The 13,006-nt window shown below is 51.7% G+C and carries 10 protein-coding genes; 8 read left to right on the top strand and 2 right to left on the bottom strand.

Going from position 1 to position 13,006, the window contains the following annotated elements; translation table 11 throughout:
* Nucleotides 1-27 precede the first annotated feature (27 nt).
* Entirely contained in the window at nucleotides 28-741 is a 714-nt protein-coding gene (locus LQ229_RS07810) for a DUF421 domain-containing protein (protein ID WP_216538376.1), read from the top strand.
* A gap of 19 nt (nucleotides 742-760) precedes the next feature.
* On the opposite strand, the gene spoVB is transcribed toward LQ229_RS07810, so the two are convergent.
* A complete protein-coding gene (spoVB, locus tag LQ229_RS07805) occupies nucleotides 761-2,350 on the bottom strand; it encodes a stage V sporulation protein B (RefSeq protein WP_216538375.1) in 1,590 nt (529 codons plus the stop codon).
* Between the two features lie 256 nt (nucleotides 2,351-2,606).
* On the opposite strand from spoVB, the gene LQ229_RS07800 reads away from it, so the two are divergent.
* From LQ229_RS07800 to LQ229_RS07775, 6 genes are all read left to right on the top strand, one after another.
* A complete protein-coding gene (locus LQ229_RS07800) occupies nucleotides 2,607-2,855 on the top strand; it encodes a post-transcriptional regulator (protein WP_216538374.1) in 249 nt (82 codons plus the stop codon).
* Nucleotides 2,856-2,967: 112 nt separating this feature from the next.
* Nucleotides 2,968-4,218 carry a protein translocase subunit SecD gene (gene secD / locus LQ229_RS07795; RefSeq protein ID WP_216538373.1) on the top strand — a complete coding sequence of 417 codons (1,251 nt, stop codon included), beginning with the start codon at nucleotides 2,968-2,970 and terminating at the stop codon, nucleotides 4,216-4,218.
* Nucleotides 4,208-5,116 carry a protein translocase subunit SecF gene (secF, locus tag LQ229_RS07790; RefSeq protein ID WP_230191371.1) on the top strand — a complete coding sequence of 303 codons (909 nt, stop codon included), beginning with the start codon at nucleotides 4,208-4,210 and terminating at the stop codon, nucleotides 5,114-5,116. The genes secD and secF overlap by 11 nt, the downstream gene beginning before the upstream one ends.
* A gap of 106 nt (nucleotides 5,117-5,222) precedes the next feature.
* Complete coding sequence (locus LQ229_RS07785) at nucleotides 5,223-6,176, top strand: cation diffusion facilitator family transporter (RefSeq protein WP_216538371.1); 954 nt, start codon at nucleotides 5,223-5,225, stop codon at nucleotides 6,174-6,176.
* A gap of 23 nt (nucleotides 6,177-6,199) precedes the next feature.
* Nucleotides 6,200-8,653 (top strand): single-stranded-DNA-specific exonuclease RecJ, encoded by a 2,454-nt coding sequence (gene recJ / locus LQ229_RS07780; protein ID WP_230191370.1) that lies wholly within the window; start codon nucleotides 6,200-6,202, stop codon nucleotides 8,651-8,653.
* A 28-nt stretch (nucleotides 8,654-8,681) separates the two neighbouring features.
* Entirely contained in the window at nucleotides 8,682-9,194 is a 513-nt protein-coding gene (locus LQ229_RS07775) for an adenine phosphoribosyltransferase (RefSeq protein ID WP_230191369.1), read from the top strand.
* A 68-nt stretch (nucleotides 9,195-9,262) separates the two neighbouring features.
* Here LQ229_RS07775 and uraA read toward each other — a convergent pair whose 3' ends face one another.
* Entirely contained in the window at nucleotides 9,263-10,543 is a 1,281-nt protein-coding gene (gene uraA / locus LQ229_RS07770; protein WP_230191368.1) for a uracil permease, read from the bottom strand.
* 235 nt (nucleotides 10,544-10,778) lie between these two features.
* Between uraA and LQ229_RS07765 the strand changes: the two genes are divergently transcribed.
* The gene (locus LQ229_RS07765) at nucleotides 10,779-12,959 is read left to right on the top strand and encodes a bifunctional (p)ppGpp synthetase/guanosine-3',5'-bis(diphosphate) 3'-pyrophosphohydrolase (RefSeq protein ID WP_230191367.1); all 2,181 of its coding nucleotides are present in this window, start codon (nucleotides 10,779-10,781) and stop codon (nucleotides 12,957-12,959) included.
* The last annotated feature ends 47 nt before the right edge of the window (nucleotides 12,960-13,006 follow it).

Below are 13,006 nucleotides of genomic sequence, written 5' to 3'. Positions count from 1 at the left end.
AAGAAACTTTGAGGAGGCTCGTATTCAATGGAAGCTCTGACCGTTATTTTTCGTACCATGCTTATTTACTTTGTCGTCTTACTGATTATGCGTCTAATGGGAAAACGCGAGATCGGTAAATTGTCTTTATTCGATCTAGTCATTTCAATCATGATCGCGGAAGCCGCCGTATTCGTTATTGAAGATACGAAACGTCCGATCTGGGAAGGCATATTGCCGATGGCCACATTGCTGGTCATTCAGGTCGGCACTTCGTTTCTTGCGCTCAAGAGCCGGAATCTTCGCTTCGTACTTGACGGAAAACCGAGCATGGTTATTAACAACGGGCAATTGATGCGGAATGAGATGCGCAAGCAAAGATACAGTTTGGACGATCTTATGGCCCAACTGCGGGAGCAAAACGTAGACGATATCAACGATGTTCAATTCGCATTCTTGGAAACGACGGGCAAGCTAACGGTCATCTTGAAAGACGCCGCACATTCGAAAGGAACTGCCGAATCAAGCCGCGGCGAGCAAGTCACGCTCCCGGAAGGGCAAAAGATCCGATACGAATCTTTGCCGCTCCCGCTCATCATGGACGGGAAGGTCCAGGACGAAAACTTGGAGAAAATTGAGAAAAACCGGTTTTGGCTGAAAAGTCAGATTCAATCGAAAGGAATCTCCGATTTTAAAGAAGTTTTCTTCTGCACGATCGATCATAAAGGGCGGTTGTTTGTAAACTCGAAACAAAAGCAATAGCGAATGAAAAGCCCAACGACTACAATTTGAATAATTTGCCCAAAATCGGAATGCGCACGATATCGTAACGGTCGATCAGCTTGACCCAAACCATAATGAGCAAATAGACGACGACTCCGGCAGAACAAGCGGCCATCAATTTCAGCCACACATTTGCTTGCAAATCGACGCGGTAAAAAACAAAATGCACGATGGCCGCCATAACGATCATCGCCGCGATCACTTTCACAAAATCGGCGATTTTCATGCGGAAACGAAGCAGCTTGACGACGCTGAACCCATGCAATCCGGTCACGAGCACAATATTGACGATAATGGCGATTAAAGCGCCGTAAATGCCCAGTTCGGGATCGGTAGCCAATTGGACGATCAGAAACAGCTTGACGGCGGCGCCGATGAAAGTGTTCAGCAGCGCTTTCCCCGGTTGATCCAACGCTTGCAACGAGGCCTGAAGCGGAGCCTGCAAGTAGATGAATAACGCGATCGGAGCCATCATCTTCAGCATGGGAGCGATACTTGCATTATGGTATAGCGCCATACATATCGGCTCGGCCAGGACGTACATCACGACGGCGAAGGGGGCGCCGGCGACCAAGGCGAGCCGCAACGCTTGATGAAGGCGCTTATGAATCGTGCGGTAATCCTGCCTCGCCGAAGCTTCGGCTAAGGAAGGAATAAGCGATACGGCCAAGGAATTCGTCAGCGCCCCCGGCAGCAGCACGATCGGAAAGATCATGCCTTGCAGCGCTCCGTATTGCGCGGTCGCTACCGCAGTTGCAATTCCTGCCATCGCCAAACTTTGGGCGATCATAATCGATTCGAGCAAATACGATAAAGAGCCGACCATTCTTCCGGCCGTGACCGGTATGGCGACCGCAAAAATCCGGCGCAATTCGCCGAGCGGTTCGAATAACCGTTTCGCGGGGGCTCCGGCTTTGATTTTCCCTTCAACCGTTTCCCCATAGTTTGGCGTTCGTTTTTTATCTTGGAAAAACTTCCACAGCAAGACGACAAATCCGCACAATTCCCCGGCGCCTACCCCCAGCATCGCTCCTGCCGCGGCGTATTCCAATCCGTATGGCAGCATAAGGTAAGCGAGCAATAGTACGGCCACAATTCGTACAAGCGTTTCGACGACTTGCGAAAGAGCGGTCGGTATCATATCGAGTTTGCCTTGGAAATAACCGCGCAGGACGGAAGAGGCGCCGATGAGAACAATCATCGGGCTCATGCTCAAGAAGGAGTAGTATACGCGCTGATCCGTTAAAATATTTCGGGTAATCCAAGGCGCCATCACGATGCATAGCACGGTAAACAACAGGCTGATGCCGATCACGAAGCTGAGCGATACCGTCAAAATGCGCTTAACCCGTCTGCCGTCGCCTTCCGATTCGGCCGCGGCAACCAGCTTGGCAATCGCAAGGGGAATGCCCCCCGTAATAATCGTTAGAATGACAGTTAGAAACGGATAGGCAAGCTGATACAATCCTACGCCTTCGGCCCCGATAATGCGCGGCAGCGTAATGCGGGGAATAAAACCGAGAAGGCGGTTAATTATGCCTGCGGCCAACAGGATCATCGTACCTTTAATAAACGATTGTCTGGTCAACGGAAATTCCCTCTTCCTCGGTTCGTATTGGGCCGTATGGGCCAAGCAGTTCTTGTCCCTACATGTGTATGCACGACAAGCTGCGGCTCATGCACAATAAGTTCCAATCGCTTCAAATGTTTTGGTCATACAAAATTTTACAAAATAAATTCGCGGGAGCGATGCAGGATTTTGCGGTCGGGAATCGAATTATATCTAAGATTGGCCTTTAGAAAGACTGTCTTCCTTTGACGACGGGAAAGGAGGGTCTTAAGACGTGAACGACGAATATACGGAACAGGAATTGAACGAACTGATCGAGCAATTATGCCGCAGCAAAGCGGAAGAGTTTCGAATGATCGGTTACGAACAAGTGAGCGGGGAAGACATTTGGAATTGCGTAAGCGACAAATATCATAAAGGAATTCCGTCTCTGCACCAAGTCGTTAACGACATTCTTTCGTTGAAAGTGACAAGTTTTATGAATTATATGACCCTAAGCGCATTCAAGGGCTCCCGTTTCTAGGCAGGAGTTCTTTTTTTGCCCTTAAAACCCAAGTTTCGTCATGAATTGACTTTGATTTTAGCAAGCTACTATAATAGGAATATTGAGAATGGAAAGGGGAACATAGGACGGTATGAAGAGGATCTTGGCTTTCTTGCTTATCGTAGTTGTATCGATCGGTGTTATGGCCTGGACAAGTCCCGAACTCGTCAAAAGCATCCGATTGGGATTGGATCTAAAAGGAGGCTTCGAGATTCTGTATGAGGCGGAACCTTTGGAGCAAGGCGGAACGGTGACGAAGGAATCGCTCCACCAAACGGCGAAAAGCTTGGCGAAGCGGGCGGATGCGCTCGGTACGACAGAGCCGGAAATTACGCCGGAAGGAACGAAGCGTATCCGGGTGAAAATTGCCGGCATTACGGATGAAGCGAAAGTCCGCGACATTATGAAGAAACCGGCGGAATTGACTTTCCGCAGCGCGGACGGTTGCAAGCCGGAGGAAGGCTATTGCAAAGTGGAACTGCGCGGCAACGAATTCGTAGAGAACGGCGCAGAACTCGTTTACGATCAGCTTCACAATCCGGAAGTCGCGATTAAAGTTAAAGACAAGAAGAAATGGGAAGAAATTTCAAGCCGCTTAATCGGCAAACAATTGGCTATTTACTTGGATGACCGTTTGTTGTCCGACCCGGTCGTTAACGGCGTGTTTACGGACGGAAACGCGGTCATATCGGGAAGCTATACGAACGAAGAAGCGCGCGAATTGCGCGACACGATTAATCTTGGCGCGCTCCCGCTCAAATTGACGGAAAAATATACGCAAAGCGTCGGCGCTACATTAGGACAAATGTCGCTGCAGCAAACGGTATTTGCCGGCTTGATCGGTTCGGCTGCCGTCGTCTTGTTTATGCTCATATTTTACCGCTTGCCGGGAACGATCGCCATTTTCACGTTGTTGATGCATACCTGGCTCATGCTGCTGCTGTTTTATTGGGGCGGATTTACGCTTACGCTTCCGGGAATTGCGGCGTTCGTGCTTGGCGTCGGCATGGCCGTCGACGCGAACATTATTACGAGCGAGCGGATTAAGGAAGAACTGCGGAGCGGCAAAAGTGTCTTGTCCGCGTTGAAGGCGGGATCCAAAAACTCGTTCCGCGCCATCATGGATGCAAACGTAACAACATTGATCGCCGGCGCCGTCATGTTTATGATCGGTACGGGATCGGTCAAAGGTTTCGCGGTTATTCTAATGCTGAATATCATTACGAGTATATTGACGAACGTGTTTTTGTCCCGCGTATTGCTCCATATGGTCGTGAAAGCCAACCTGTTCAAGAAACCGTCTTATTTTGGTGTGAAGGAGAGTGAAATCAGTGCGCTCTAAGTGGGACTTCAATTTTGTCAAGGCAAGTAAATATTGTTTCACTTTCTCCATCGTCATCACGCTGCTCGGAGCTATTATGCTCGGTGTGCTAGGCTTGAATTACGGCGTCGATTTCAGCGCCGGCTCCAATGTGGATATTTCGGTGAACAAGCCTGTGGCTCAGGGGGATGTCGAACAATTTTTGCAGGAACAAGGGTTTGAGAAAATCCCTCCGATTATCGTCGGCGCCGACAGGGTAACGATTCGATTTCCGGAAGTATTGAACGACCAACAGGAACATAAACTGAAAGAGGACTTTAGCGCGAAGTTCGACGCGGGAGCGTCCTACGAAGTGAATACCGTTGACGTGGAGATGGCCAAAGAGCTGCAGCGGAACGCGCTGATCGCCGTCTTGCTTGCAAGCGTCGGCATCATTATTTATGTGAGCATTCGGTTCGAATGGCGGTTTGCGATCGCCGCGATCGTATCGCTGCTGCATGTCGCTTTTTTCGTCATCAGCATCTTTTCGGTGTTTCGCTTGGAAGTCAACTTGCCGTTCATTATCGCGATCTTAACCATTATCGGTTATGCCATTAACGATACGGTCGTTATTTTCGACCGGATTCGTGAAAATCTCCGTTTTGCCAAAATTAAAGGGAGAGACGATTTGGTGAAGCTCGTCAACCGAAGCGTGTCGCAATCGATGACAAGGTCGGTCAACACGGTGCTGACCGTGCTTTTCGTAGCCGTTTGTTTGTTCGTTTTCGGCAGCGAGTCAATCCGTTTGTTCTCGCTTGCGATGGTAATCGGTTTAATATGCGGAGCTTATTCCTCGATATTCATCGCGAGCCCGCTTTGGGTGTTGTTGAAAGACAAACAAAAGCCCAAGGCAAAAACAGCGGCAAAAGCAACGACATAAAAATAGCGCAGCAGGGCCTGTCCGTCGGCAGGCCCTCCGCTGCCGTACCGCTGTTTTCGCTTAAGTAGGTTTCAGATCTTTTGTGCTCGTTGTAAGGGGTGGCTAGATGACAGAGGAACGTTTTGCAAAGGCTGGGAACGGCGCTTGGATCGAAATTGCCGGCAATATCGGTTTGGCCTTGATGAAAGGAATTGTTGGATGGTTTTCGGGCAGTAAGGCGCTTATAGCGGATGCATTTCATACCGCTTCAAATGTTGCGTGTTCGATTGCCGCATTGATTGGTTTGAAACATTCGCGCAAGCCGGCGGACAAAGATCGTCCGTATGCCGGCGGCAACGCGGAAACCGTTAGCGCTATCGTCGTCTCCATGCTGCTAATGCTCGTAGGCTTGGAAATCGCCATTGCCTCGGTCAAAGCGATGATGGAAGGAGTCGACAAAGCGCCGACCGGTTATGCGGTTGGCGCCATCGTCATATCGCTGATTGTGAAGGCAGCGATGGTTCAATACCAAAGCAGAGTGGGCAAAAAAGCGTCCAACAGGGCATCGGCCGCGAACGCGTGGGAGCGAAGCTCCGATGTTTATTCGTCGTTGGCCGCTTTATTCGGCGCTGCCGGCGCGATGCTTGGCGATAAGCTGGACGTCGCCTTCTTATTGTATCTTGACCCGGCTGCCGGATTGATCGTCACCCTATTGATTTTACGTATGGGATACCGCCTTATAACGGACACGATTTTCGGCCCGACGGATCAACCGCTGCATGACGATCAGGCTGCGGAATTCATCGAGACGGTTCAGCGCGTCGGCGGAGTGATTGCCGTTGACGAGTTGCGGGCGCGGGAGCTTGGGCATTATGTTGTTATAGATGTGAAAATTAGCGTCAATCCGCGTCTGAGCGTCATGGAAGGGCATGATATCGGCAAACGGGTCAAACATCAATTAATGCAGCGGCATTTGCATGTTTCCGACGTCTTCATTCAAGTGAATCCATACGACCCGGGATACCCGTACAAAACGAATCATCAATGGGATGAAGACGATATGCCGACTTTACTGCAATAAGCTAGACAGTTAGGAGGAAGCCAATGCTTCATTCGCAAATGAAGTGGGTCTGCGCCAAGACGGAGACAGACAACGCAGAGCGGCTGGCCCAAGAGACGGGCATTAGCGTATTCCTCGCCCGGTTGCTTGCCGCCCGCGGAATCGAGAACGCCGAACAGGCGGATCTATTTCTGCACGGAAGTTTGGACCGGCTGCACGACCCATTTTTATTGCAAGGGATGCGCGAGGCGGTGGAACGCATTCGCCGCGCGCTCGCCCATCGGGAAAAAATACGAATATACGGCGATTATGACGCGGACGGCGTGTCGAGCACTTCGCTCATGATCGGTTTGCTGCGGCAATTGGGAGCCGACTTCGATTACTATATCCCTCACCGGGCGCTGGAAGGCTACGGCTTGAACAACGACGCCGTATACGATGCGAAACAAAGCGGCGTCGGTCTCATCGTTACGGTCGATACCGGCATTAGCGCGGCGGAGCAAATCGATTACGCCAATTCGCTCGGCATCGATGTCGTCGTCACGGATCACCATGAGCCGCCGGATGTGTTGCCGAACGCATACGCGCTCGTCAATCCGAAAATTCCCGGCTGTCCTTATCCGTTCAAAGGATTGGCCGGCGTCGGCGTCGCCTTCAAGCTTGCCCACGCGATGCTAGGACGGATTCCGGCCGAATATTTGGAGCTTGCGACAATCGGGGCGATCGCCGATTTGATGCCGCTTACGGATGAGAACCGGATTATCGTCCGGTTCGGAATCGAACGGATGCGCCGTTCGGAAATTGCCGGCATCCGCGCGTTGTTCGCCGTGGCGGGCATCGAATTGTCCGGCGTGACTTCTACGAACGTCGCGTTTGCCATGGCGCCGCGCATCAATGCAAGCGGACGGTTGGATCATGCGAATATAGCCGTCAATCTGTTGACTACGGCGGACGAACAGGAAGCGAGCGGACTGGCGCTAGAGTTGGATCAATTGAATAAAGAGCGCCAGCATATGGTAGAAACGATCGTCAAGGAAGCGGAGGAGCAGCTTCGTCGCAAGGCGCAGGGCGGAGAACCGCCGCTCGTCGTCGTACTGGCTGCCGAAGGATGGAACCCCGGCGTCATCGGCATCGTCGCTTCGAAAATATTGGAAAACTATTACCGGCCTACGTTCGTTCTCAGCATCGATCCGGAAACGGGTTTATGCAAAGGGTCGGCCCGCTCCATTCCGGGCTTCGATTTATACGAAGCGCTCACGGAATGCGCCGATCTGATGGAGCATTTCGGCGGCCATCAAGCCGCGGCGGGAATGACGATCCATTCCGGCAAGCTGGAGGAATTGGAAAGGAAGCTGATCGGGCTGGCAGGACAGAAGCTGTCGCAAGACGATTTGATTCCGACCGCCGAGATCGATTTGGAGTTCGATCTGGCCGATATTACGATCGAGATGATCGAACAAATCGAAACGCTTGCCCCGTTCGGCATGGCCAATCCTTCCCCGCGTTTCGCGCTGCGGAACGTCCGCGTGCAAGAGCGCAAGCTGCTGGGCAAGGAAAAGCGGCATTTGAAGCTTACGCTGGCGGACCGCGGGCGCAAGCTCGATGCGATCGCTTTCGGACGAAGCGATATAAGCAGTCTTATCTCGGACAATGCGCTTGGAGATGTGCTTGGAGAACTGCAGATCAATGAATGGAACGGCGTCCGCAAACCGCAGCTTATGCTGCAGGATATGTGCGTAACGCATCCGCAAGTGTATGATTTCCGGGGCGCCGCCGATCCGTTCAAACGCGCGCTTGAACTGATGGAGCGCGAACGGAAGGCGAATCGAAGGCCCGTTTCGAGTGAGGGCGCCTTCGCAATATTATTGGCCGACGCGAGCCGCATGCCGCAGCAGATGAAATGGCATATGGCGGGCTGCTCTTTATGGGTTTATGACCATAAGGACGGCGCGCTTCCCGCAAACGAATCGGCTGCGCAAATTGCCGGCGATCGGCCGCGCTCTTTATTCATCATGGAACTGCCATCCTCGTTAGCGGCGATGGATGCGGCGTTACGGCGGATGCGCGGCATTGAACGCTGCTACGTCTTATACGGCAACGGCAAGGAGGCGGCGGAGAACAAGCCGTTTTCCGTGTCCGAGCGGCTCTCGGCTCCATCGAGAGAGCAGTTTAAGCAAGTATATATCCAGTTAAGAGCCCGCCGATCGTGGGAGCGAAGCGAGAAAGGGTTCTGGCAGCAGCTGAGCAAGCGTACCGGCCTTTCGGAACGTACGTTGGACGGGATTATGCAAGTGTTCGAAGAGCTTGCATTCATTCAAGAACGGAACGGCACTTATTCCATTGTTTCCGAGCCGCGGAAGGCGGATTTAACCAGCGCCGCAACTTATAAGGAACTTGTCGAACGGGCGAAGCTCGAGAACGAACTCGTCCACCCGGCAACGGAACGGTTGACCGCATGGTATATGTCCCGCATTTACGACGGCGGAGCGCTTTCATAGCTACATATAACTTTTAGGAGGAATTCAAATGGATTTTAAATCGTATATTCGCGTCATCCCCGATTATCCGCAGCCGGGCATCCGGTTCAAGGATATTACGACGTTGTTGAAAAACGGGGAGGCGTACCGGGCTGCCATTGAAGCGCTAAAAGAGATGGTTGCGGACAAACAAATCGACCTGATCGCGGGACCGGAAGCTCGGGGATTTGTTATCGGGGCGCCGCTGGCCAATAGCCTCGGCGTCGGATTCGTTCCGATCCGCAAAAGCGGCAAACTGCCGGGAGAAACGATTGAGGCGGGCTACAATCTGGAATACGGCAAAGATACATTAGCGATGCATAAGGATGCGATCGAGCCGGGCCAAAAAGTGCTCATCGCCGACGATTTGCTGGCAACCGGCGGAACGATCTCGACGTCCATTGACTTGGTAAGACAGTTGGGCGGCGAAGTGGTAGGAGCAGCTTTTCTGATCGAATTGAGTTATTTGTCGGGCCGCGAGAAATTGGGCGGAATCGATATTCATACGCTAATCACGTTTTAAACGCACGAAAAAAGGAACCGTCCGAAGTCATGCGGCATGACAGCGGACAGTTCCTTTTGCATTAAGGCCTATTCTTTTTCGTTCGACCAGCCGAGTTTCTCGATCCCTTTGAACAGCAAGCTGAACACGATGCCTGTGACGGTCGCGAGCGACATGCCCGACAATACGATCGGCCCGAGCGATAACTTCACCGTGCTTAATCCCGCAACGAGAACGAGTGTCGTTAACAGCAGATTGGTCGGCTTGCCGTAATCGACTCTGCCGTCGACGAGCACTCTCAATCCGGAAGCGGCGATTACCCCGAACAGCAACAGCGACACGCCGCCCATCACCGGCTCCGGTATGTTGGCGATCAGCGCGGAAAATTTGCCGAAGAACGACATCACGATTGCGATCACCGCGGCGCCGCCGATAACGAAGACGGAATAGACTTTCGTCAGCGCAAGGACGCCCATATTTTCGCCGTAGGTCGTATTAGGAGTCGAACCGACAAAGCCGGAGACGACGGTGGATATTCCGTTTCCTAGCAAGGAGCGGTGAAGCCCCGGATCTTTCGACAAATCTTTCCCTACAATATTTCCGGTAACCAGCAGGTGGCCGATATGCTCGACAATGACGACGAGCGCTGCCGGAGCGATAATCGCGATGGCCGACCAGTTGAACGTAGGGGTCGTAATCGCGGGAACGGCGACGATGCCCGCTTCCGCGACAGTGTCGAATTTCACGATGCCGAATAAGTATGAGATGATGTATCCGGATACGATACCGATCAGTACGGGAATAATCTTCATAAATCCTCTGAGCAATACGTTGCATAATACTGTAATTAACAGCGTAAGCACCGACACGGCGACGATTTTCGGATCCATCGACCAATCCGCGGCGCCGTCCTTCGGAATCCAGCCGGCCATGCCCGCAGCGACCGGGAACAGTTCCAGACCGATAACCGCCACAATCGCGCCCATGGCGGCCGGCGGGAATACGACATCGATCCAGCCGGTTCCGACAAGCTTGATCAGCAGCGCGATGAGGCAGAAGATGACGCCGACGACGATGAACCCGCCGAGCGCACTGGATAGGTTGGCTTCCGGGTTGCCGGCGATGACGATTGCCGCCGGAGATATAAACGCAAAGCTGGAGCCAAGATAGGCGGGGATTTTCCCTTTACACAATAACAGGTAGAATAGTGTTCCGATCCCGTTCATCAACAGGACGATGCCCGGGTCGATACCGAGCAAATTCGGCACCAGCACCGTCGAGCCGAACATCGCAAACAAGTGCTGAAAGCTTAGAAACGCGCTTTGTCCGATCGGAGGTATTTCATGAACTTGAATTTCGCGTTGCTGCAAAATAGCAACCTCCCCTAAATGATTTTCAACGACATTTTTATTAGCCATCTGATAAATTATCATATTTTGTGCCAAAAAAACAATATAAAATTAGGTTATCTTTGTCGGATAGTTGACGTTATCAATCATCTAACGCATAATTATAGAAAATCGCAATACCTCTAGACGGGATTATACATCTTGCGGACCTCTCACAGAGGTTATCTCATATTGGAAAGGAATCGGATTGGAACCCATGGGCATTGAGCAGTTACTGGAAAAGGCATCCGCGTATATAAAAACACAGGACCTGGAGCGCATTAGGGAGGCTTACGATTTTGCCGAGCAGGCCCATCACGACCAAGTGCGCAAATCGGGGGAACCCTATATTTTGCATCCGCTTGCGGTTGCGGATATCGTTGTGAATATGCAAATGGATGCTACATCAATCATCGCCGCGCTGCTGCACGATGTCGTTGAGGATACTACCGTATCTTTGGATACCATCCGGGAGAAATTCGGCGATACTTGCGCCATGCTGGTTGACGGATTAACGAAGTTGGAACGGATACAGTTCCGCTCCAAAGAAGAACAGCAAAACGAAAATTATCGTAAAATGTTCGTTGCGATGGCTCAGGATATCCGCGTCATCGTCATCAAGCTGGCGGATCGGCTGCATAATATGCGGACATTGAAATACCAATCGGAAGAAAGCCAGCGCCGCATCGCATATGAAACGTTGGAAATCTTCTGCCCGATCACGCATCGGCTCGGGATATCCGCCATTAAATGGGAAATGGAAGACATTGCACTCCGTTATTTGAATCCTCAGCAATATTACCGCATAGCGAATCTCGTGCAAAAAAAACGGACGGAACGCGAGCAATACATTGAACAATTGATCGTGCGCATTCGCGAAAAATTGAATGAAATGGGCATCGAAGCCGATATTTCGGGCCGCCCGAAGCATATATACAGCGTTTATAAAAAAATGAGCACGAAAAACAAGCAATTTAACGAAATATACGATTTGCTCGCCATTCGGATTATCGTTGACAATATTAAAGATTGTTACGCGACGCTCGGCATTATCCATACGTTATGGAAGCCGATGCCGGGCCGGTTTAAAGATTATATCGCCATGCCGAAAGCGAATATGTACCAGTCGCTCCATACGACGGTGATCGGCCCGACGGGCGAACCGACCGAAGTTCAAATCCGGACATGGGAGATGCATCGAACTTCCGAATACGGGATTGCCGCCCACTGGGCTTATAAAGAAGGCAGCGTCGTGCCGACGGGCAATTTCGGCGAGAAAATGAACTGGTTCCGCGAAATATTGGAACTGCAGCAAGAGACGAAAGACGCATCGGAGTTTATGGAATCGCTCAAGATGGATTTCTTCTCGGATCTTGTTTTCGTATTCACGCCGAAAGGCGAGGTCATCGAACTGCCGGCGGGATCGGTGCCGCTCGACTTCGCTTACCGTATCCATACGGAGGTCGGCAACCGCACGATCGGGGCGAAGGTGAACGGGCGCATCGTGCCGCTAGACCATAAGCTGAAAACCGGCGATATCATTGAAATTTTGACATCCAAACATTCGTACGGTCCGAGTCAGGACTGGGTGAAAATTGCACAATCCTCTCATGCGCGCAACAAAATCAAACAATGGTTCAAAAAAGAAAAACGCGAAGAAAATGTCGAAAAGGGCCGCGACTTGCTTGAACGCGAGTTGAAACGCCTCGGTCTGGAACCTTCCGCATGGATGATGGAAGACAAGCTGCAGGAAGTAGCGAAAAAATTCACATTTAACGATTCGGAAGATATGCTCTCGGCGATCGGATTCGGAGGAATTACCGCGGCGCAAATTTGCACGCGCTTGACGGAAAAGCTGCGCAAGGAAGCCGAAGAAGCCAACATGATCGAACTGACGAACGAAGTGAAGGAAGTGAAATCCGCCCCCGAGAAAAAGAGCCGGCCGACGCACGGGGTGGCGGTGAAAGGAATCGATAACTTGCTCGTCCGTTTCGCCCGCTGCTGCAATCCGATTCCGGGCGATGAAATCGTCGGCTATATTACGCGCGGCAGAGGCGTATCCGTCCATCGGGCCGACTGCACCAATCTTCCGACCGGCGAAGAGGGGGAAGAAGCGGCGCGGGTCATCGAAGTCAATTGGACGGATGCGGCGGAAGCGAATTACAGCGTCGACATCGAAATTACGGGACATGACCGGCGCGGCATGTTAAATGAAGTGCTGCAGGCGGTCTCGGAGAGCAAAACGAATATTTCGGCCGTTTCCGGCCGTTCGGATAAAAATAAGATGGCGATGATTCATATGACGATCTTAATTCGCAACAGCGATCATTTGCAGTCGGTCGTCGACAAAATTAAAAGGGTAAAGGACGTATATTCGGTCCATCGCATTATGCAATAAGCGGGTTCGATCCGCACGATCATGATACGGCAAGGAGTTTGGCATCG

It is taken from the genome of Paenibacillus sp. CECT 9249 (assembly GCF_918697855.1).
In the GTDB taxonomy this organism is placed as follows: Bacteria; Bacillota; Bacilli; order Paenibacillales; family Paenibacillaceae; genus MSJ-34.
The sequence above is the reverse complement of the archived record's forward strand: the minus strand, read 5'-3'. Positions and strand labels throughout refer to the sequence as shown.